Genomic DNA, 21,072 nt, shown 5'->3' with positions numbered 1-21,072 from the left:
ATCAATGAAGAGTAAAATATATCTCCGGAATTTACTTCAATATCCGGAAATGAAATTCAAATTACTCGAAAAATACAAAGACGCAGCTGACTTTCAATCAGAGTCCCGATAGCCATCGGGATTGGTTCGAGCCCAAGAGGGGGAGCAAAACAAAAAAGCCATTCTATCGAATGGCTTTTTTGTTTTTATACACTTCCCTACCTCAACTTCTTATTTTAAGTAACATTTGTTACATCCAAACTCCATTATTTTTCGTAAATTTATAAGAAACAGAATTCTTCCAATAATGAAAACCCTATTTTCAAACTGGCATTTTATGCGGTATTTCCGTTTGGCCATCGCCTTATTTATGTTTTATACCGCCTATGAAAACCGGGAATGGCTATTTGGCGTATTCGGATTATTTTTCCTGCTTCAGGCCATTTTTAATTTCGGATGCAACAATAACCAATGTTCCATTCCCAATAAAACCAGACGATAAATAAATCCCAAAATTACACAATAACAATTATGAGTACTTTTTCCGAAATCATTCAAAAAAAAGAACCCGTTCTGGTCGATTTTTTCGCTACTTGGTGTCAGCCTTGTACCGTATTAGCTCCCGTTTTAAAAGATGTAAAAGACACGTTGGGCGAAGCGGTTCACATCATTAAAATCGACGTAGACAAAAACCAATCTCTTGCCGCAACCTACCAAATCCGAAGCGTTCCTACTATGATGCTGTTTAAAGACGGCCAACAACTCTGGAGGCATTCCGGGTTGATCTCCAAAGAGGAATTAATCACTATCATTCGTGCGCATAAAAATTAATCTTTATCAGTTGTACTATGAGAAAAAATATGGGTAGTATCGACAAAATCATCCGAATTACCATTGCCATCATCTTGTCACTATTGGTATCTACGGAAATTATCACCGGAACAATGGGTTATATCCTATTGATCATCGGTGCTTTATTATTACTTACCGGTCTTTTTAATTTCTGCCCGGTATATTCCTTTTTTAAATACAACACGAGGATAAGGCGACTAAAATAAACACCTTCGTCGCCGTTATCCGCAATGACATCTTATTTTAACAAACTGTTTTTCTGAAAATAAGTATCTTTACTAGCATAGAAAAAAGTTGATGATGGCTACAAACAACATTCCCGAAAAAATAAACACTGCTGCAGTTGCTTTTCAAATCTGGAAAAAAACAGCTCTAACGGAAAGAATTCGGCATATTGAAAATCTGAAAGTAAAACTTTTAGAAAATAAACAGGAATATGCCGAATTGATCAGCAAGGAAATGGGTAAGCCAATTACACAATCCATAGCCGAAGTAGAAAAATGCGGACTTTTATGTGACTATTATATCCATAATGCACCGGCTTTTTTACAAGGCCGAACCATTACAACCGAAGCCACAGAAAGCTACGTCACCTACGAACCGCTAGGCGTTCTTTTGGGTGTTATGCCTTGGAATTTTCCGTTTTGGCAGGTATTCCGTTTTGCAATTCCATCGATTGTCGCCGGAAATACCGTTGTAGTAAAACACGCCAGCAATGTTCCGGAAACAGCACAGATCATCGAAACACTTTGCCGCGACAGTGGTTTACCGGAAGGAATCTACCAAAACCTTCCTATATCAAGCAAAGCAGTAGCCGATGTTATTGCCAATCCGCATATAAAAGCCGTATCGCTAACCGGAAGTGAAAATGCCGGTATTGCCGTAGCCACCGAAGCCGCAAAACACCTGAAAAAATCCGTTTTGGAACTCGGCGGAAGTAATGCTTTTATCGTTTGTGAAGATGCTAATCTGGAAAAAGCCGTGAGTACTACCGTAAATGCCCGGATGCAAAATGCCGGTCAGAGTTGTATTGCCGGAAAACGATTCCTGATCCAGGAAAGTATTTTCGATTCGTTTCTGGAAAAGTACAAAGCTGCTTTAGGTCAGTTAAAAATGGGTGATCCAATGGATCCTACGACACAAATCGGCCCGATGGCTCGGGTGGATCTGGCACAGGAAGTGGAAAATCAGGTACAACAATCCGTTGCCATGGGCGCCACTATCGCTTTTGGCGGAAAGCGCAACGAGGCCTACTTCGATCCGACCATCATTACCAACGTCACAAAAGAGATGCCTGTTTTTAACGAAGAAGTCTTTGGCCCGGTAGCCGCGTTAGTCGCTTTTAAAAACCTGGACGAAGCCATCGCTATTAGCAACAACTCCCGTTTCGGACTGGGCGTTTCGGTTTTCACACAAAACATTGAAGGAATCAAAACACGAATCTCCGACTTTGAAGAAGGCGCCGTTTTTATCAACGAAATGGTTAAATCCGATCCGCGATTACCATTTGGCGGTATTAAAAAATCAGGATACGGACGGGAATTATCCGAAGAAGGCATTCACGAATTTGTAAACATAAAAACGGTACTAATACAACACTAATATGCAAAAAACAGTATTACTTTTGGCAACAGCCTCGCTTTTTGCTTCCTGCATGAAACCCAGCGAAGAAGCCATTAAAGAAGAAAAACAGGAAATCAACATGATGCTGGACGAATGGCATCAGGCTGCCGCAGAAGCCGATTATGAGGATTATTTTAATGATCTGACCGACGACGCTACTTATATTGGTACCGATGCCACCGAAAACTGGAATAAAAAAGCTTTTGGCGAATTTGCCAAACCGTATTTCGACAAAGGACAAGCCTGGAGTTTCAAACCCTTACAGCGAAACATTTATTTTAACGAAGACCTTTCGATGGCTTGGTTTGACGAGCTTTTGGACACGCAAATGAAAATCTGTCGTGGTTCGGGTGTTGTGATCAAAAAAGATGGCGAATGGAAAATCAAACATTATGTCCTTTCGATGACCATTCCAAACGATAAAATAAACGATGTGGTAAAAGCAAAAAACGATATTGAAAACAAACTGACAAGCGAGTTAAAAAAACAGACACCATAGCTTTTACAGCATTTTGCTCATTTTTAAAAACCGGATCATTGTATCCGGTTTTTTTTATTTCATTATTTCAAAACCAAACCTGCTTTTTCACCGTAAATAAACCTAACAAACATTTAAAACCAAACTATGCCATGAAAATCAACAAAAAAATCAAATGGATTGCAGGTTCTATTTTAGGCATAACGGTGCTTCTTTTTGTGGTTCTCGTTGTTCACATCCTTCTAGTAACACCTAAAAACTATGACAACAACAGCCTACAACTCAGCCGTATCGATTTTAAAGAACCTATCGATTCTGCCAAAGCAAAACGCATCAACGCGCAACTGCGAAGTATAGATGGCGTAAAAAACACTTTTTTCAACATCAAAGACGGCACTTTAGTCTATTCACACGACTTAAATAAAGTTGATGCCGAACAGGCATTTGAAACGCTTCTGCAAAAAGGAAACTATAAAGCCGAACGCTTTGTGGTAACCGATGCGATGAAAAACACCGGATGCCCGATCATGGATCGGAATTCGTTTTCCTATCGTTTTTCAAACGGAATACACAAACTATTTAATTAACTATAAAACCAAATTATTATGAAAAGCAGTTTAAAAATTACTTTCGCAGGACTTTTACTGGTCGGAGCAGCCCTTTTTTATTCCTGTAGCAATGACAACGACGATACTCCGGTGGTCGTAACACCACCTACGCTTTATCAGAAGTTAGGCGGCACAACTATGGTTGCCGATCCGAACAATCCGTCGCAAATGATCGAAAAAGGACGTTTGGGATTACGCTCCGTTGTAGACAGTACTATTTTTGTAATTGCAGCCGATCCGCAGTTACAACCTTATTTTTCGACCTTGCTTTCGGAAGTAGGTTCCGGAAACACAACCAATCTGGCCATACTAAGTAAAAATTTAACCGACTTCTTTTGTGTGGGTACCGGAGCGAAAAACTTTACCTATTCCGGTTTAAATATGGTGGATGCTCATAATCCGGCAACGAATCCCCGAATGGCGATGAAAGCCAACAATGCCGACATGGACAAGTTTATCGGTGATGTGGTAATTGGCGCACAAAAGAACAATGTACCAAACGACCTGATCGGAGAAGTCGGCACAATATTGGAATCCCTGCGACCGCAGGTTGTACAGCAATAACTCCACTTTATTTAACCTGCATGCAACAAAAAGGGACTGCTTAAAAACAGTCCCTTTTGTTATTATTTTTTAGAAAGATTTTCCAGCATTACTGCGGTCATCTTTTCCAGATCGAAATCGTGTTTCCAACCCCAATCGTTTCTCGCATAACTATCGTCGATACTTGCCGGCCAGCTATCTGCAATGGCTTGACGGAAGTCCGGTTCGTAACCAATTGTAAATTCCGGGATCTGTTTTTTAATGGATGCTGCAATTTCTTTTGGCGTAAAACTCATCGCCGAAAGATTATAGGAGGAACGAATTTTTACGTCCTCGGCTGGCGCCTGCATGATACTAATCGTCGCTTTAATCGCATCATCCATATACATCATTGGTAAAGCCGTTTCTTCCGAAAGGAAACACGTATATTCTTTATTCTCCAATGCTTTATAATAAATATCCACCGCATAATCGGTTGTTCCGCCGCCAGGAGGTGTTGTCCATGAAATAAGCCCCGGATAACGGATACTTCTCACATCCACACCATATTTCTGGTGGTAATATTCACACCATCTTTCGCCGGTTTGTTTGGAAATTCCATAAACAGTAGACGGTTCCATTACGGTATATTGTGGCGTATCGATTCGTGGTGTTGTTGGTCCGAAAACAGCGATACTGGAAGGCCAGAATACTTTTTTAATTTTTTCAGCTTTTGCCAGATTTAACACGTGGAATAACGAATTCATATTCAGATCCCAAGCAAAAGCCGGATTTTTTTCAGCGGTAGCCGAAAGCAATGCCGCCATAAGATACACTTCGTCTACCTTATATTTTTCAACAACTTCTTCAATCTGGTTAAAATCCATTGCATTGACCACTTCGAAAGGACCTGTTGATACAAATTCCTGAGTTCCTTTTCTGATATCGGAAGCAATCACATTGTCATTTCCGTAGATCTGGCGCAACTTCACGGTCAGTTCAGAGCCAATCTGACCACAAGCACCAATAATTAAAATTGTTGTATTCATATTTTTAGTAGTAGCTATATTTTTGACAAAGATAGCGATTCGAAGCTATTTACAACTTACTTTAACTTGTGATTATTATAGGACGTTCGATTAATTTTAGTTAACTAATTCCCATAAAAAAAGAAGTTTTCAATAACATTTGTAAATTTGTTGATTCATACTAACGACTTTATTAAAAATGAAATATATCGTACCTGTTTTAGCGGTTTTATCCCTTTTTCTTTTTTCATGTAACAACAAAGATGAACGCGAAACAGAATATATAAAATCCTTACAACGACGGGATTCCGTTTTTGCCGTAATCAACGCCAACTGGAAGTTCGATATTCCGGCTGTAAATCCGAAAGTACAAAGCAAAATTCAGAATTGGCAGGAATGGCGTCTGTTTAAACAGGAATTGGGACAAAAACCCAAAAGCACCCTTAACGCATTCAAATTAAAAACGATGAATCTGGTTAAAAAATCCGATTCCCTAACCAATAATATTCCGTTTATTTTTGACACACCTGCCGTTAGAAGCCGTCTTTCGACCCTAAACACGAAAATAAAATCGCTGGAAACTTTTATCTCGCTGGATTACATTCAGACACAAAAAGTGATCACACTGATACATGAAGTTTCGGAAGAGACAATTTCCATACAGGATCAAATGACCGAAATCATTTATAAAATGGAGATTCCAAAAGAGGTTGGCGAAACCGAAATGCTTCAGGCTTTGGATACGGTTCGTCGTGCGCGAGCCGGTTTTACAGAACCGAAACCGTAGTTTCCATTAATCAAAAGTAACATTCATTGAAAAACGATATTTTATCCATATACGAGAAATCGCCTAAAGTAACCCTTTTGGCGGAACAGTTTCAAAAAAGGGAAGAAAAGATCCATTTAAAAGGATTGATCGGTTCGTCTCTTTCGTTTGTCGTTCAATCGCTTTTTCAGAAGAGCGATTTACCGTTTTTACTGCTTTTCCAGGACAAGGAAGAAGCGGCCTATTATCTGAATGATCTTGAAAATCTAATCAACGATCAGGATGTTTTATTTTATCCGGGTTCTTACCGTCGTCCGTATCAAATTGAAGAAACCGACAACGCCAATGTTTTGCTTCGCGCCGAAGTACTAAACCGTATCAACTCGCGTAAAAAGCCATCGATTATTGTTTCGTATGCCGATGCGATTTTCGAAAAAGTGGTTACCCGTAAGGAACTGGACAAAAACACGCTAAAAGTCGCTACCGGTGATAATATCTCGATCGATTTTATCAACGAGGTGCTTTTTGAATACAATTTCAAGCGTGTTGATTTCGTATCGGAACCGGGCGAATTTTCGGTTCGTGGTGGTATTGTTGACGTTTTCTCCTTTTCCAATGACAATCCATACCGGATCGAGTTTTTTGGAAATGAAGTAGACAGTATCCGTACGTTTGATGTGGAAACCCAGTTATCGGTCGAAAAACAAAAAAAGATTACGATTATTCCGAATGTCGAGAATAAATTTCTAAAAGAAAACCGCGAAAGTTTCCTGGATTATATAAGTCCACAAACGGTAATTTTTATCCAGAACACCGATTTATTGTTAAGCCGACTGGACAAATTATTCGAAAAAGCCAACGAAGCCTTTCAGAAATTATCATCCGAAATTCAGCATGTATCGCCCGAAAACATGTTCCTAAACCAACAATCCTTTGTAAAAAGATCGTTGGATTTTACTGTAGTAGAACTGGCTTCCAAGCCGATCTACCGAACCCAGAAAACAGTCGAATTTCATACACAACCGCAACCGTCGTTTAACAAACAGTTTGACTTATTATTAAACAACCTGAACGACAACCATTTCAACGGTTTTAAAAATTACCTGTTCTGTTCCAACGAAGGTCAGGCGAAACGTTTTCACGACATTTTCGAATCGTTGGACGAAACGAACCACGAAGACATCCGCAAACAATATAAAACGATCGTCTCTCCTTTATACCAAGGATTTATCGACGACGAAAACCGGATTGCCTGTTATACTGATCACCAGATATTTGAACGGTATCATAAGTTTAACCTGAAAAACGGTTATTCGAAAAAACAGACCATCACCTTAAAAGAACTGACCACCCTATCCGTTGGCGATTATGTTACCCATATTGACCACGGTATCGGTAAATTTGGCGGTTTACAAAAAATTCAGGTTGAAGGCAAAACTCAGGAAGCCATCAAACTGGTCTATGCCGACAACGACATCGTTTATGTGAGCATTCATTCCTTACATAAAATATCCAAATACAACGGAAAAGACGGTGCGCCACCCAAAATATACAAATTAGGATCGAGTGCCTGGAAAACCTTAAAACAAAAAACCAAAGCCCGGGTTAAGCACATTGCGTTTAACCTGATTCAGTTATATGCCAAACGCCGACTGGATAAAGGTTTTGCCTTTGCGCCCGACAGCTACTTACAGGCCGAACTGGAGAGTTCTTTTATTTATGAAGACACCCCGGATCAGTTAAAAGCCACTCAGGATGTAAAAGCCGATATGGAAAACGACCGTCCGATGGATCGTCTGGTTTGTGGTGACGTAGGTTTTGGAAAAACGGAAGTTGCGATCCGCGCGGCCTTTAAAGCCGTAGACAACGGTAAACAGGTTGCGATTCTGGTACCGACAACTATTTTGGCCTTTCAACATTATAAAACCTTCCGTGACCGGTTAAAAGACATGCCGGTAAATGTGAATTATATCAACCGATTCCGTACCGCCAAACAAAAAACCGAAATCCTGAAAGAACTCGAAGGCGGTAAACTGGACATTATTATCGGAACCCATCAGTTGGTGAATAAAAATGTGGTATTTAAAAACCTTGGTTTATTGATTATCGACGAAGAACAAAAATTCGGCGTAGCGGTAAAAGACAAACTCAAAACGATCGCGCAGAATGTCGATACGCTTACGTTAACCGCAACACCCATTCCGCGAACCTTACAGTTTTCGTTAATGGCCGCACGAGACTTATCGGTTATTACCACGCCACCACCCAATCGTTATCCGATCGAAACCCATGTGGTTGGCTTTAACGAAGAAGTAATCCGCGATGCGGTTTCCTATGAAATTGAACGTGGCGGTCAGGTTTATTTTATCAACAACCGAATCGAAAATATCAAGGAAGTAGCCGGAATGATTCAGCGACTCGTGCCCGGTGCCAAAGTTGGCGTAGGCCACGGTCAGATGGATGGAAAAAAACTCGAAGAACTGATGCTTGCTTTTATGGATGGTGAATTTGACGTATTGGTCGCTACCACCATTATCGAAAGCGGATTGGATGTTCCGAATGCGAATACGATTTTTATCAATAATGCTAATAATTTCGGACTATCGGATTTACACCAGATGCGTGGCCGTGTAGGACGAAGCAACAAAAAAGCGTTTTGCTACTTTATCTGTCCGCCGTATTCGGCTATGACGGAAGAAGCCCGCAAACGTATTCAGGCACTGGAACAGTTTAGTGAATTGGGAAGTGGTTTTAACATTGCGATGAAAGACCTTGAAATCCGTGGTGCCGGTGATTTATTAGGTGGTGAACAAAGCGGTTTTATCAACGAAATTGGTTTTGACACCTATCAGAAGATCATGAACGAGGCCATCGAGGAATTAAAAGAAAACGAATTCAAGGATTTATATCCGGAAGACAACGATATCGAAACCAAAGAATACGTAAAAGACATTCAGATCGATACCGATTTTGAGCTTTTATTCCCGGACGAGTACATCAACAATATTTCGGAACGTCTGAATTTGTATAACGAGCTGAGTATTATTAAAACCGATGCCGATTTACAAGCCTACGAACAAAAACTGATTGACCGTTTCGGACCTTTACCGAGACAAGCCGTCGCGTTACTGAACAGCATCCGTATTAAGTGGATCGCAACCAGTATGGGTATTGAAAAACTAGTTTTAAAACAAGGTAAGATGGTGGGTTATTTTGTAGCCGATCAGCAATCGGATTTTTACCAATCGAACCGCTTCCATAAAGTACTCCGTTTTGTACAACAACAGGGTAACTTATGTAAGATGAAAGAAAAAGAAACCAAAAATGGCCTTCGTCTGTTACTGACTTTCGAGAATGTAAAATCGATTAAACGGGCTTTGGAATTAATGGAAATGATGAATCAAAATTAAAAGAGATATGAAAATAGAAATATGGAGTGACATTCGTTGTCCGTTTTGTTATATCGGAAAAACCAAATTCGAAAAAGCTTTAGCACAATTTGAACACCGCGATCAGGTGGAAATAAGCTGGCGTGCGTTTCAGTTGGATCCGGAAGCGGTGACCGACACTACGATATCGGCCGCACAAAGCATGGCCAACCGCAAAGGCATTAGTCTGGAAGAATCGGAAGAAATGCATGCAAATGCAACCGAAATCGCCAGCGAGGTCGGTTTGGATTTCCACTTTGAAAAAGCCGTTCCGGCAAATAGCATGAAAGCACATCAGTTATCGGCACTTGCCAAAACCAAAGGCGTGCAAAATGAAATTGAAGATGCTTTATTCCGCGCCTACTTTACCGAAGGCAAAAATATTGATGACATTCCAACACTAATTGCAATTGGAGAAAATTGCGGATTATTGGCAGCCGACATCCGCGAGGTATACGAAAACGATTTATTTGCCGAAGAAGTAAAAGCCGATCAGCAACTGGCGTATCAATATGGCATTAATTCGGTTCCTTTCTTCGTTTTAAACAACAAATACGCTGTTAAGGGCGCTCAACCCGTTGATCATTTTTTAGCGACCTTAAACGGCGTTTTTCAAGAAATGAATCAATCGTCCGAATCGTAATGTAAATACAAACTAAACCGCATAAAAAAACCTCCCTTTCAAATCGATTGGGAGGTTTTCTTATTATAACGGATAATTAATTAAAAGTCGTAACGAATGGATACGTTCCAGGTTCTTCCAAATCCGAAGTATACACGGTTTGCATCAGCAATACCTTTGTATGTTCTTCCAGCATCTAAATACGTTGGCGCAGTTGCCGCTGTACCGGTTTTATCGGTAGCATGGATATTGGTTCTGGACTCAGCGATATAGGTTCTATCCAATAAGTTGTCTACGTTTACACGGAAATTAACCGCATTGGATTTATTTTTACCTACTAACATTTTGTAAGACATACCAACATCAACTAAGTTATAAGATGGCAATTGTAAGGAACCTTTGTTGTTTTCGTCTTTGAAAACTACCGGATCGATAGCCGCATATAATTTGTCAACATAACGGAAGTTTCCATCTAATTTTAATCGTTCTACTACTTCGAAAGTAGCACCTGCACTAGCGGTTAATTGTGCTGCATCACCCACTTTTACTTTATCCAGATAAAGTGTCTGATTGCTTGTTCCTACCGGATTGTTACTGGAATCGTAGTTGTTGCTAGTAACATTTCCTTTGTAGAACCAGTCACCGTAAGAGAACATACCGTTAAAACGTAGTCTGTCGGTTGCTTTTACTACCACATCCAATTCAGCTCCCATGTGTACTTCGGTCATACCGGAATAATCAAGGTAACCACCCGGATTGCTTGGATTAGCATCATTTGCTCGTTGGAAACGATCTTTCCATGTTGTATGGTATACGTTTACGTTAGCATTTACGATTGACGAACGGAAACCGTAACCGGCTTCGAAACCAGTGATTTTTTCATTCGTCAGAAGTGGATTTACAATACTGGCATTGTTTGGATATACGGCGTTAAAGAACGGCTGTTTTGAGTAATATCCTGCATTAACGAATACATTGTGGTTTTCGTTAATGTTATAGTTTGCTCCAGCTTTAACGTTACCTCCTAAAATGTTTTCATATGGTGTTGCAGAAAGTGGATCAGAACTTAAATATTTAAAGTAATCCACTCTTTTGAATCCCTGGTTTGAGATCGCCCCTTGAACAAAAGCAGAGAAATTATCTACGTTATATTCTACCTGAGCAAAAGCACCATACCAGTTTACGTCACCGTCATTGTTATAGTTAATTGTATTTTGGTAGCTTGTATCCAGGAATGGGTTCCCGTTTGGTTTTGTATTGTACAAACTGGTTACGATTGCATTCGGGTTGTTTACATCACTTGTTCTGTTATTAAAAACAGTACCTCCCAATAGATCGTTTAACACCTGATAGTGAATTCCTTTGTATGTTCTTAAATCCACTCCAAAATCTACAGATAAAGTCTCGGTAAACTTTGTATTCAATTTAATGATACTTCCGTACCAGTTGTGAGAGTTAATCGAAGAAATTTTCGAAATACCATTACTCGCCACGTTACCTGTAGCCGAAGTATTTTCGTATCGACCATTAGCCATCGCTCTTGTATATGGTGTTGTAGAACCGTTCATATAAATCGTCTGACCGGAGTTGTAAGCATAAATTCTATTTACGTCGATCGATCCATCAGCATTACGTAATCGGGCATCGTTATAGTTAACACCCTGAATAGATCCAACTGTTGTTGATCCACCTCCACGTCCCCAAGAGCCGTAGAATACTGATGATAATTTCATTTTATCTGAAATTTTCCAATCCCAGTTTAACATCGCTACCGGTTTGTGGTAGTAGTTTGTTCTAAATGAATATTGTTTTCCGTTTAAATATCCCCAATCGGAATTGTATTTCACGTTTGGTTCACCGTCAGCGCCATACTGAATATATTCGGCAACTGTTGGAGCCGTACTACGTTGGTCGTGCCATTGTGGCGCACCTGTAAACGTAAACTGGAAATCGTGTTTATCGTTTAGTTCGTATCCGAAACCGATAAAATAGTTATACCCTTCGTATTTCGTTCCATCTACATAACCATTTCCTGTATTTCTACTGAATAATACGGAAGATGAAAATCCGTTTTTCATTTTCCCAGTCGAATACGATGCCATTAATTTCAGGTTATTGTTGTTTCCAACCATTGTTGAAACGGAACCACCTTCTTTCATATCCGATGGTCTTGTAAGAATATTAATCGTACCTCCAACGGAAGAGATCGCCAGTTTGGAAGAACCCAAACCTCTTTGCACCTGCATCGTTGAGGTTACATCGGCAATACCGGCCCAGTTAGACCAATAAACAGCACTATTCTCCATATCGTTAATCGGCGTACCGTTAACCATTACCGCGATATTTTTTTGATCAAATCCACGGATTGTAATTCTAGAGTCACCAAATCCACCTCCAGATTTTGTTGCATAAACGGATGGTGTGTTATTTAGCATTTCCGGGAATTCTCTGTTTCCAAGTTTTTCCTGAATTTCAGCGGCTTTAATAGTCGAAACCGCTACTGGTGTTTTTCTATCTTTCGCGATATCAGCTACCCCTACTTTTACGACTACATCTTCTAATGTATTCGAATCGGATTGAAGGATGATATTTCCAATGGTAATCGTTTTACCGGCTTCTCCTTTAAAAGAAACAGTCTTTGAAATATATCCGACAAAAGAGATAACTAATTCGCCCGATTTAGCATTGGTTGTTAGTGTAAATTTCCCATCGAAATCGGTTGTAGTACCTTCGCTGGTTCCTTTAACAATAACACTGGCACCCGGAAGCGATCCTTTCAGTTCGCCATCGGTAACGGTTCCTGTAATCTTAGTTTGTGAAAAAGCTACTGTTGACACTAAGGAAAATAGCATTAACAACAACCAATTTTTCAAATTTTTCATCTTGCAGTTGTGTTTTAAAATTTTACCGCAAAGTTTGGTCATTTATTTTCACACCGCGTTAATTTAAAGTTAACAAACGTTAATAATTTGAATAATTATCACATTTTTATCTCCTGAAAGAGAAATATTTATTTTTTAACCATTATTTAACTTAAATAATAAATAATTCAAAAATTTAACCTTGTAAAAACAACAATTGTTATTTTTAGAATAACGAAAAAAGAAGCAAAATGATCTTTTCTTGTATTTTTTTACTGACTGAACAATCATAAAACTCTAAAAAACAAGCAATAAGACCATTTTATTTTCACTACTCGAAATCGAAAAGATGATTTAGTAAAAAACTAATAAAGTTTAATAATGCGTGTAGTACCATAATCGCAGCTACCGCAAATCCTGTAGTGTATTTTTTAAAAAGCAGGTAATAAAAGGCCAGAGCCGCCCCCATAATGGTAGCAAGAACCATATAAATCGTATTGTATCCATGCTCCATCCCAAATACTAATGCCGACAAAATAATCGCAATTTCTTTGGTATACCTTGATCGAATCCGCAGACTAAGCGCTATAATACCATATTGAAAAATAAGGGTTTCAACAACAGGCGCCAGAATAACTGTCAGCACAAAAATCCAAAGTGGGTCTTTCCCTTCCAAAAATTTTACAGTCAAAGCATCCTCCTGTAAACAATTCCCTATAATGGAAAGCACCATCGTTAGCGAATACAGAACAAAAAAAGCAGTTACAAACAATCCTGTTTTACTCAATCTGTTGTGAAAGTGGTATATTCTTTTTAGGATTTTAAAATTAAAAAAAGCCCCCATACTATCTCTTGATTTACAAACAAAATAACATCAACAGGAGGAAAAGAAAACAACAAAGAGGAGTAATATTGTTTTTAGTGATCACACAAAATATAAAACACCAGCAGTCTAACACTTAAATTTAAGCAAAAAAAATTCCGCCGTAGCAGAATCTTATTTTTATTTTTTAAAGTGTCTTATTTTAAATAATTCCGCAAAAGGAATGCCGTGGAACTGTCATGCGATCCGACTTGATGATCATTAATTTCTTTTAAAATCGTATTGGCTAGTGATTTACCATATTCCACACCAAACTGATCATAACTAAAGATATTCCAGATGATACCTTGTACAAAAATTTTGTGTTCGTACATCGCAATCAGACTTCCTAATGTTTCCGGGGTTAGTTTCGTAATAAGCAACGTATTTGTAGGTCGGTTACCGTCGAACAATTTAAAAGGAACCAGATCGCTATTTTCATTTGTTTCCCTAATGACTTCCGCTTCGGTTTTACCTTTAAGCAAAGCTTCGGTTTGCGCAAAAAAATTCGACATCAATTTATCGTGATGCTCCGTATTCCCGTGTAGGGATTCTTTAAATCCGATAAAATCGGCTGGAATCAATTTGGTTCCCTGATGAATCAATTGAAAAAAAGCATGCTGTGAATTACTTCCCGGTTCACCCCATACAATTGTTCCGGTCTGATAATTGACCGGATAACCGTCACGGTTCACTTGTTTACCGTTACTTTCCATAAAAGCCTGCTGTAAATACGGAACGAGTTTTTTCAGATAATCGGAATAGGGAATAATAGCTTCGGTTTCGGCTTCAAAAAAGTTATTGTACCAGATGCTGATAAACGCCAGAATAGCCGGCATATTACGATCGAAAGCCGCGGTTCTGAAATGCGTATCCATTTCATTGGCTCCTTTTAAAAGGGATTCGAAATTTGCATTCCCAATGGCCAGGCTAATCGAAAGTCCGACAGCACTCCACAGTGAAAATCGTCCGCCAACCCAATCCCACATCGGGAAAACATTGTCTTCGGAAATTCCAAATTCGGCTACCTTTTCCAAATTTGTCGAAACCGCAACAAAATGATCCGCAACCGCTTCCTGAGGTGCTGTTTTTAGAAACCATTTTTTAATCGTTTCGGCATTGGTAAGGGTTTCCTGAGTCGTAAAGGTTTTGGAAACAATAATAAACAGTGTGGTTTCCGGATTGAGGTGCTTTAATTTTTCAGTCACATGATCGCCATCGATATTTGAAATAAAATGTGCATTCAGATGGTTACTGTAAAATTGCAGCGCTTCCACGACCATATTTGGCCCAAGATCCGAGCCTCCAATACCAATATTTACGATATCGGTAAAATCTTTTCCGGTATAGCCTTTTTTAGCTCCGCTAATCACTGCCTCCGAAAACGATCGGATATGCGCTTTAACGGATTGGATTTCCGGAATTATATTGGTACCATCAACCCATATTGCAGCTTCATCTGACCGCAAGGCCGTATGAAGGACACTTCGGTCTTCGGTATGATTGATTTTATCTCCTGAGAAATATTTTTCGATAGCTGCTGTAAGATCAACCTCTTCGGCCAGTTCGACAAAAAGGTCCAGCGTTTTTTTTTCAATGCGGTTTTTGGAATAATCCAGTACAAAGTCGTTCCAAAGCAAGTGTAGCTTTTCTGTCCGTTGTGTATCGGCTGCAAAAAGATCCTGCATTTTTACATACTGCATTTCGTTAAAATGCGCACGTAACTTTTGCCAGGCTACGGTTCCTGTAGGATTTGTATTCTCTAACATCTATTCTCCAAACTTTGCAATTGAAACACTGTCTAATTCTTTTTTAAGCGGTTTGATATATTCCATATAACGCGCTTTGTATTTTGCATTCATAGGCTCCGAATTCGGAAGCTTTTGGCGTAACGGATCCACCTGAATACCATTTTTCCAGAAACGGTAACATACGTGAGGTCCTGTTGCCAATCCGGTACTTCCTACTCTTCCAATGACATCGCCCTGTTGTACACGTTGTCCCTGACGAACAAGTATTTTGGACATATGCAGGTATTGCGTAGCATAGGCACCGCTATGTTTTACTTTTACAAAGTTACCATTTCCTGCGGTATATCCGGTGCGCTCTACCACTCCGGACGCAGTTGTCATGATTGGAGTTCCGGTTGGTGCAGCATAATCCGTTCCGTTATGGGCTTTCCACTTTAACTGAACCGGATGAAAACGGCTTTTGGTAAATCGGGAGGTGATGTTTACAAATTTAAGCGGTGCTTTTAAAAACATGTTTTTCAGCACTTTTCCTTCTTCGTCAAAATAATCGACTCTTTTGGAGTTCGGATCCTGTTTAAACGGAAAGGCATACACTTTTTTGCCTTTGTATTCGAAATAGGAAGCATCAATACTTTCAATTCCGGCATAAATCGTATCACTAATGTATTTTTCGTTGATCGTTACCGCAAATTTATCGCCTTTCTGGATTTTAAAGAAGTCAATTGACCAGGCATAAATACGGGATAATTCCGGAGCCAATGCAGCGGATACTCCTGCATTTTTTAAGGTTTCCGACACCGATCCGTCGATAGCCGCAGCAATCGTACGTCGTTTAATCGTAACGGGACGTTGTTTTTTATGTACTACGATCGAATCTCTAAGATCGACCACATAGTATGTCATCCGATCCGGCTGGTAGATAAAAACCTTCAGATCATGTGGTGCGGTTTTGTTTTGCAACAAGGTATAGGGTTTGCCAATCCTGATATCGCGAACATTAAAGCTGTCTTTTATTTTTTCGTTAATTTCATGAATCCGGGCAGCGTCAAAGTTTTGCGACCCAAGAATCTTCCCGAAGCTATCGCCTGATTTCACGGTATCGTTAACCACTTTAAAATCGTTAAGAGTAAATCCGTATTCCACCAGGATTTTTTCTTTTTTTACCGCGGGTGCTTTAACTTCCTTTTCTTCTTTTTTATTACAGGCAAATAATGTTGTTAATACTAATATGATGGCAATATATTTCAATTCAAGTAGGTTTAGTGGTTATTCTTTTATTCTCCCCATTTTTCCAATTCTTCATCCGACCATAGTTCCGGGAAGAAAATTCTTCGCTGGTATTTGGGTAACATATATTTTTTCCAATCACTTCCTCCGGTTGCTTCCTGTGTTCCCGGTACACTTTCGATATATTTGACCGCCGCATTATAATGCCCCATAACCCAGGTAATGTTTACGGTTTTGTCGTAATGGCGCATGGCTTGAATCAGGGCTTCGTTTTTCTGATCGTCTTCCGGCAGTTGCTTGAACTTACGCCAAAGGTTTATGGTATTAAATTCTTCCATATGCGCCAGGAAGGATTTTTTATATTTCTTTTCAAATTCTTTGATAAGATACGACTTTTCGCCGGTTCTGTAATCTTTTCCGGCCGCCTGCCAATACAGGTGTTCGAAAGCGTGTTCGTACGGTGTATTTCTGTCGATAGTTGCCCGGAAACGGTGATCTATCAGATTGATCAAATCGGTAGATGCAAATTCAATCAAACGGTATTGCGCACTTTGAAAGCCACTGGCTGGTGTTAATGTATTTCGGAATTTCAGATACTGATCGACCGCCATTCCTTCTTTCATAATATCAAAAGAAGTGGTTAGCATATCGAAATAACGACTGATACGCATCAGTTTTTCCGTAAAAAACGATGTCGACAATTCGTTACAGTGGGCTAGCTGATTGATTTCCCACAATATCATTTTAAAAAGCAATTCGTTTACCTGATGGTACATAATAAACACCATCTCATCCGGAAGTGTTGTTCGTTGTACCTGGAGACTCAAAAGCGGATCCGTCTGTATATAATCCCAATACGTTATGGGCTTTGCCCAAAGCAACCCTTCCAAATGGGTTTCCGTCTTTTGATTTATCGCTTTATATTTTGCATCTATTTCATCAATCTTACTCTGAATCTCTGAGGTAATTTTCATTATGGTTTCACTTTAATTTTGAAAGAGTTCTTCAGTCCCTTGAATTCATCCAAATCGGCTTTCAACGAACCTACCGCCAAACTTGCCTTTATACGTATCGGCAATCTATTCTCATCATCTGATATCCAAACCGTTAGACTCTCCTGTTCTTTAAAAACACGACCAGCCTGCACATACGGACGGAATATCATCGTGGAAATGGTCCCAAATTTAGTTTTTAAATCTTCTCTACCGAGAAACTTTAGCTTAAATTTAAAGGTTTCATCATCAAAAAACATATCGATGACGATCGACTCACCTTCTTTTAACTTGTCGATGTGGGGATGGTTTCGCAAATAATAGAATGAAGATACGATATCTTGTACATTTTCGGGTACGGAAAACGTGTTTTCGGTGTTCTTTTCATAATCTTTCACAAAAACTGTTTTTTTTGTTTGATTAAAGAACCCTTCCTGGTTTTTCTTATACCCTCCTTCGTTTATTTTTCTTACAAACTGATATGGACGTCCGGTTTGCTTGTCGATATAGCTTTGGTAATCGTCTTCCACTTTGAAGAAAAACTTGGTCATTCCGGTTGTATAACCGTTACCCAGTACGTGGAATACCTTTTTATTGTTTTTGACTGCTTCCTGAACTTCCAGGGTAGCATAACCCGCATTTACAATCCCATAATGAATACGGAACTTAAACCATTCACCGGCTGTAAACGCAGAATCCTTTTGAGCAAAGGATGTAACTGTTATAATCAGGAGCAAAAATAATAGGGCCGTTTTTTTCATTGGGTCTCAATTTTTAAACATTTGTTATAAGAAGTTACAATTTCTGTTCCAAAAATAAGAAACAAAAAAACTCAGCCAAAAGAATGACTGAGTTTTTATGCTATTAACCAACCAAAAAACTATAAATTATGAAAATTTACTTTACAAATATGAGGCTTATGAGTACCTCATTTTTGCGAGTGCAAATGTAGCTAGTTTTTTTGTTGATTTACAAATGAAATTTCAACTTTAACACAATATTAGCAAAAACAAGGCTGTTTTTAACCTTGTTTTTAAACTATTATCAGTAAAAATCGATTTTTACAAAGTTCCTCTCAATTCCTGCTCTCTTTCGATCGATTCGAAAAGGGCTTTAAAGTTACCGGCACCGAATCCACGAGCTCCCATACGTTGGATAATTTCGTAAAACAACGTTGGTCGGTCTTCAACCGGTTTGGTAAAGATCTGTAATAAATACCCTTCTTCGTCGGCATCAATCATGATCGCCAGTTTTTCCAATTCGGAAATATCTTCTTTCATCATCGCCATATGATCTCCTAATCTTTCCGGAATAGCTTCGTAATACGCTTTTGGTGGCGCTGATAAAAACTCCACTCCACGAGCTTTTAACTGGGAAACCGTAGAAATGATATCATCGGTAGCAATAGCGATGTGCTGTACACCTGGTCCGTTATAGAAATCCAAATATTCTTCAATCTGCGAACGTTTAGCTCCTTCGGCCGGTTCGTTGATCGGGAATTTGATACGTCCGTTACCATTAGACATTACTTTACTCATCAAAGCTGAGTATTCCGTATGGATCTGTTTGTCGTCGAAAGAAAGGAAATTCACAAATCCCATCACATCTTCATACCATTTTACCCAGGTATTCATTTCGTTCCATCCTACGTTTCCAACCATATGGTCGATATATTTTAATCCAACCGGTTCCGGGTTATAATCGGATTTCCACTCTTTATAACCTGGTAAGAATACCCCGTTGTAGTTTTTACGCTCCACAAAAATGTGTACCGTTTCGCCATAGGTATAAATACCGGAACGCACTACTTCACCAAACTCATCTTTTTCGACAGTTGGTTCCATAAACGGACGCGCTCCTCTTTTTGTCGTTTCTTCGAACGATTTTGTCGCATCTTCTACCCATAAAGCCACTACTTTAACACCATCACCGTGTTTTACGATATGCTCGTTGATTGGCGAATCGGCATTTAAAGGCGTAGTTAATACCAAACGGATTTTATCTTGTTTTAACACATAAGATGCTCTGTCGCGTACTCCTGTTTCCAATCCGGCATACGCCAATGACTGGTAACCGAAAGCGGTTTTATAGTAATGTGCCGCTTGTTTGGCATTTCCTACATAAAATTCCACATAATCCGTTCCCATAAGCGGAAGGAAATCCTGCGCGCCTTCAAATATTTTTTCTAATCCGTATTCAACTGATTTTACTTCTTTACTCATTGTAGTATTATTTTAGTCAGCCGGAAACATACTCTGATGTCCTGCTTCAATGTTTGTTATTGTTTGTTTTTTTATAATGGTATTAATGCTCCAACCAGGATTGGTAGTACTTCTCATCGGCAATTTTCATAGCCTCTTCGGTAAGCATTAACGGCTTAAAGGTATCGACCATTACAGCCAATTCCTGAGTTTCCGTTTTGCCGATACTTCTCTCAACAGCTCCGGGATGCGGTCCGTGTGGGATTCCGGCCGGGTGTAACGAAATGTGTCCGGCTTCGATATCATTTCGGCTCATAAAGTCACCGTCTACATAGTACAACACCTCATCACTGTCGATATTACTATGGTTATACGGTGCCGGAATAGCCTGCGGATGATAGTCATAAAGTCTCGGAACAAACGAACACACTACAAAGGCATCCGTTTCGAACGTCTGGTGTACCGGTGGCGGTTGGTGAATACGTCCGGTTATCGGTTCAAAGTCGTGAATCGATAAGGCATACGGATAATTGAATCCGTCGTAACCCACTACGTCAAACGGGTGTGTTGCATATACCATTTCGAAAATTTCGTCTTTTTTCTTTACTTTAATTACGAAATCTCCTTTTTCATTATTAGTTTCCAGTTCTTCCGGACGACGGATATCGCGTTCGCAGAAAGGCGAATGCTCCAAAAGTTGACCGAACCAGTTTCGGTACCGTTTTGGCGTATAAATTGGTCGTCTGGATTCTACAATAAACAAACGATTGTCATCGGTATCAAAATCGATTTTATAGATCATCCCTCTCGGTACGATCAGGTAGTCACCGTATTTAAAATCCAGATTACCCAACATGGTTCTTAATTTACCGGTTCCTCTGTGGATAAAGATCATTTCATCCGCATCGGTGTTTTTGTAAAAATAATCACGTGTGGATTCTTTTGGTGCTGCCAGAATAATCGTACAGTCGCTATTTGTTAATACGGCTTTTCGGCTTTCCAGATAATCGTTTTCCGGTGTTACCTGAAAACCTCTTAAGCGATACGACTGGATATTATTTCCCTTCGCGATTTTAGGCGCCACACTATATTGCTTGCGGATTTCCTTAACCTGCGTTGGTCGGTGTTCGTGATACATATTGGTCGACATTCCGTCGAATCCAACGGTGCCAAAAAGCTGTTCGTAATACAAATCACCGTTTGGTTTACGAAAGATGGTATGTCTTTTTGGTGGAATCTGTCCTAATTTATGATAAAATGGCATATTTTTTA

Annotated in this window: 19 protein-coding genes; 10 read left to right on the top strand and 9 right to left on the bottom strand. The window is 39.5% G+C overall.

Annotated elements, in window-relative coordinates; genetic code table 11:
• Window positions 1–286 precede the first annotated feature (286 nt).
• The 7 genes from Q1R07_RS11715 (at window position 287) to Q1R07_RS11685 (ending at window position 4,104) form a co-directional block, all read left to right on the top strand.
• The gene (locus tag Q1R07_RS11715; protein WP_300490318.1) at window positions 287–481 is read left to right on the top strand and encodes a hypothetical protein; all 195 of its coding nucleotides are present in this window, start codon (window positions 287–289) and stop codon (window positions 479–481) included.
• 29 nt (window positions 482–510) lie between these two features.
• A complete protein-coding gene (trxA, locus tag Q1R07_RS11710; RefSeq protein ID WP_300490315.1) occupies window positions 511–810 on the top strand; it encodes a thioredoxin in 300 nt (99 codons plus the stop codon).
• Between the two features lie 17 nt (window positions 811–827).
• A complete protein-coding gene (locus Q1R07_RS11705; RefSeq protein ID WP_300490312.1) occupies window positions 828–1,037 on the top strand; it encodes a DUF2892 domain-containing protein in 210 nt (69 codons plus the stop codon).
• A gap of 91 nt (window positions 1,038–1,128) precedes the next feature.
• Window positions 1,129–2,433, top strand: a complete 1,305-nt coding sequence (locus tag Q1R07_RS11700) for an NAD-dependent succinate-semialdehyde dehydrogenase (RefSeq protein ID WP_300490309.1) — start codon at window positions 1,129–1,131, stop codon at window positions 2,431–2,433.
• Between the two features lies 1 nt (window position 2,434).
• Window positions 2,435–2,953, top strand: a complete 519-nt coding sequence (locus Q1R07_RS11695; RefSeq protein ID WP_300490306.1) for a nuclear transport factor 2 family protein — start codon at window positions 2,435–2,437, stop codon at window positions 2,951–2,953.
• A gap of 131 nt (window positions 2,954–3,084) precedes the next feature.
• Window positions 3,085–3,519, top strand: a complete 435-nt coding sequence (locus Q1R07_RS11690) for a hypothetical protein (RefSeq protein ID WP_300490303.1) — start codon at window positions 3,085–3,087, stop codon at window positions 3,517–3,519.
• Between the two features lie 18 nt (window positions 3,520–3,537).
• Complete coding sequence (locus tag Q1R07_RS11685; RefSeq protein WP_300490300.1) at window positions 3,538–4,104, top strand: group 1 truncated hemoglobin; 567 nt, start codon at window positions 3,538–3,540, stop codon at window positions 4,102–4,104.
• A 62-nt stretch (window positions 4,105–4,166) separates the two neighbouring features.
• Here the strand turns inward: Q1R07_RS11685 and Q1R07_RS11680 are convergent, their stop codons facing one another.
• Complete coding sequence (locus tag Q1R07_RS11680) at window positions 4,167–5,111, bottom strand: L-threonine 3-dehydrogenase (protein ID WP_300490297.1); 945 nt, start codon at window positions 5,109–5,111, stop codon at window positions 4,167–4,169.
• Window positions 5,112–5,289: 178 nt separating this feature from the next.
• Here Q1R07_RS11680 and Q1R07_RS11675 point away from each other — a divergent pair, with 178 nt between their 5' ends.
• The 3 genes from Q1R07_RS11675 (at window position 5,290) to Q1R07_RS11665 (ending at window position 9,927) form a co-directional block, all read left to right on the top strand.
• Window positions 5,290–5,877, top strand: coding sequence for a hypothetical protein (locus tag Q1R07_RS11675; protein ID WP_300490295.1), 588 nt, complete (start codon window positions 5,290–5,292; stop codon window positions 5,875–5,877).
• A 77-nt stretch (window positions 5,878–5,954) separates the two neighbouring features.
• Window positions 5,955–9,266, top strand: a complete 3,312-nt coding sequence (gene mfd, locus Q1R07_RS11670) for a transcription-repair coupling factor (protein WP_300490326.1) — start codon at window positions 5,955–5,957, stop codon at window positions 9,264–9,266.
• 7 nt (window positions 9,267–9,273) lie between these two features.
• A complete protein-coding gene (locus Q1R07_RS11665; protein ID WP_300490292.1) occupies window positions 9,274–9,927 on the top strand; it encodes a DsbA family oxidoreductase in 654 nt (217 codons plus the stop codon).
• Window positions 9,928–10,007: 80 nt separating this feature from the next.
• Here Q1R07_RS11665 and Q1R07_RS11660 read toward each other — a convergent pair whose 3' ends face one another.
• The 8 genes from Q1R07_RS11660 to Q1R07_RS11625 all read right to left on the bottom strand — a co-directional run bounded on the left by Q1R07_RS11660 (window position 10,008) and on the right by Q1R07_RS11625 (window position 21,064).
• Window positions 10,008–12,788, bottom strand: coding sequence for a TonB-dependent receptor (locus tag Q1R07_RS11660; protein ID WP_300490289.1), 2,781 nt, complete (start codon window positions 12,786–12,788; stop codon window positions 10,008–10,010).
• Between the two features lie 310 nt (window positions 12,789–13,098).
• Window positions 13,099–13,611: a CPBP family intramembrane glutamic endopeptidase gene (locus tag Q1R07_RS11655; RefSeq protein WP_300490286.1), complete on the bottom strand. Its 513-nt coding sequence runs from the start codon at window positions 13,609–13,611 to the stop codon at window positions 13,099–13,101.
• Window positions 13,612–13,787: 176 nt separating this feature from the next.
• Window positions 13,788–15,398 carry a glucose-6-phosphate isomerase gene (pgi, locus tag Q1R07_RS11650; RefSeq protein ID WP_300490283.1) on the bottom strand — a complete coding sequence of 537 codons (1,611 nt, stop codon included), beginning with the start codon at window positions 15,396–15,398 and terminating at the stop codon, window positions 13,788–13,790.
• The gene (locus tag Q1R07_RS11645; protein ID WP_300490281.1) at window positions 15,399–16,628 is read right to left on the bottom strand and encodes a peptidoglycan DD-metalloendopeptidase family protein; all 1,230 of its coding nucleotides are present in this window, start codon (window positions 16,626–16,628) and stop codon (window positions 15,399–15,401) included.
• Window positions 16,629–16,654: 26 nt separating this feature from the next.
• The gene (locus tag Q1R07_RS11640) at window positions 16,655–17,581 is read right to left on the bottom strand and encodes a tryptophan 2,3-dioxygenase family protein (RefSeq protein ID WP_300490279.1); all 927 of its coding nucleotides are present in this window, start codon (window positions 17,579–17,581) and stop codon (window positions 16,655–16,657) included.
• Window positions 17,581–18,360, bottom strand: coding sequence for a DUF3108 domain-containing protein (locus tag Q1R07_RS11635; protein WP_300490277.1), 780 nt, complete (start codon window positions 18,358–18,360; stop codon window positions 17,581–17,583). Before Q1R07_RS11635 ends, Q1R07_RS11640 begins: the two co-directional genes overlap by 1 nt.
• 300 nt (window positions 18,361–18,660) lie before the next feature.
• Window positions 18,661–19,821 carry a 4-hydroxyphenylpyruvate dioxygenase gene (gene hppD / locus Q1R07_RS11630; protein ID WP_136404076.1) on the bottom strand — a complete coding sequence of 387 codons (1,161 nt, stop codon included), beginning with the start codon at window positions 19,819–19,821 and terminating at the stop codon, window positions 18,661–18,663.
• Between the two features lie 82 nt (window positions 19,822–19,903).
• Window positions 19,904–21,064 carry a homogentisate 1,2-dioxygenase gene (locus Q1R07_RS11625; RefSeq protein ID WP_300490323.1) on the bottom strand — a complete coding sequence of 387 codons (1,161 nt, stop codon included), beginning with the start codon at window positions 21,062–21,064 and terminating at the stop codon, window positions 19,904–19,906.
• Window positions 21,065–21,072 lie beyond the last annotated feature (8 nt).

Source organism: Flavobacterium sp., assembly GCF_030146175.1.
GTDB lineage: Bacteria > Bacteroidota > Bacteroidia > Flavobacteriales > Flavobacteriaceae > Flavobacterium.
This window is presented reverse-complemented; position numbering and strand designations above follow the sequence as displayed.

What these genes read in the sequence shown, in the direction of transcription:
- Q1R07_RS11695 (WP_300490306.1), top strand. Translation starts at nt 2,435, where the DNA reads ATGCAAAAAACAGTATTACTTTTGGCAACAGCCTCGCTTTTTGCTTCC.
- Q1R07_RS11655 (WP_300490286.1), bottom strand. Translation starts at nt 13,611, where the DNA reads ATGGGGGCTTTTTTTAATTTTAAAATCCTAAAAAGAATATACCACTTT.
- hppD (WP_136404076.1), bottom strand. Translation starts at nt 19,821, where the DNA reads ATGAGTAAAGAAGTAAAATCAGTTGAATACGGATTAGAAAAAATATTT.
- Q1R07_RS11690 (WP_300490303.1), top strand. Translation starts at nt 3,085, where the DNA reads ATGAAAATCAACAAAAAAATCAAATGGATTGCAGGTTCTATTTTAGGC.
- Q1R07_RS11700 (WP_300490309.1), top strand. Translation starts at nt 1,129, where the DNA reads ATGATGGCTACAAACAACATTCCCGAAAAAATAAACACTGCTGCAGTT.
- Q1R07_RS11640 (WP_300490279.1), bottom strand. Translation starts at nt 17,581, where the DNA reads ATGAAAATTACCTCAGAGATTCAGAGTAAGATTGATGAAATAGATGCA.
- Q1R07_RS11705 (WP_300490312.1), top strand. Translation starts at nt 828, where the DNA reads ATGAGAAAAAATATGGGTAGTATCGACAAAATCATCCGAATTACCATT.
- Q1R07_RS11665 (WP_300490292.1), top strand. Translation starts at nt 9,274, where the DNA reads ATGAAAATAGAAATATGGAGTGACATTCGTTGTCCGTTTTGTTATATC.
- Q1R07_RS11680 (WP_300490297.1), bottom strand. Translation starts at nt 5,111, where the DNA reads ATGAATACAACAATTTTAATTATTGGTGCTTGTGGTCAGATTGGCTCT.
- pgi (WP_300490283.1), bottom strand. Translation starts at nt 15,398, where the DNA reads ATGTTAGAGAATACAAATCCTACAGGAACCGTAGCCTGGCAAAAGTTA.
- Q1R07_RS11635 (WP_300490277.1), bottom strand. Translation starts at nt 18,360, where the DNA reads ATGAAAAAAACGGCCCTATTATTTTTGCTCCTGATTATAACAGTTACA.
- Q1R07_RS11625 (WP_300490323.1), bottom strand. Translation starts at nt 21,064, where the DNA reads ATGCCATTTTATCATAAATTAGGACAGATTCCACCAAAAAGACATACC.
- Q1R07_RS11685 (WP_300490300.1), top strand. Translation starts at nt 3,538, where the DNA reads ATGAAAAGCAGTTTAAAAATTACTTTCGCAGGACTTTTACTGGTCGGA.
- Q1R07_RS11715 (WP_300490318.1), top strand. Translation starts at nt 287, where the DNA reads ATGAAAACCCTATTTTCAAACTGGCATTTTATGCGGTATTTCCGTTTG.
- trxA (WP_300490315.1), top strand. Translation starts at nt 511, where the DNA reads ATGAGTACTTTTTCCGAAATCATTCAAAAAAAAGAACCCGTTCTGGTC.
- Q1R07_RS11675 (WP_300490295.1), top strand. Translation starts at nt 5,290, where the DNA reads ATGAAATATATCGTACCTGTTTTAGCGGTTTTATCCCTTTTTCTTTTT.
- Q1R07_RS11660 (WP_300490289.1), bottom strand. Translation starts at nt 12,788, where the DNA reads ATGAAAAATTTGAAAAATTGGTTGTTGTTAATGCTATTTTCCTTAGTG.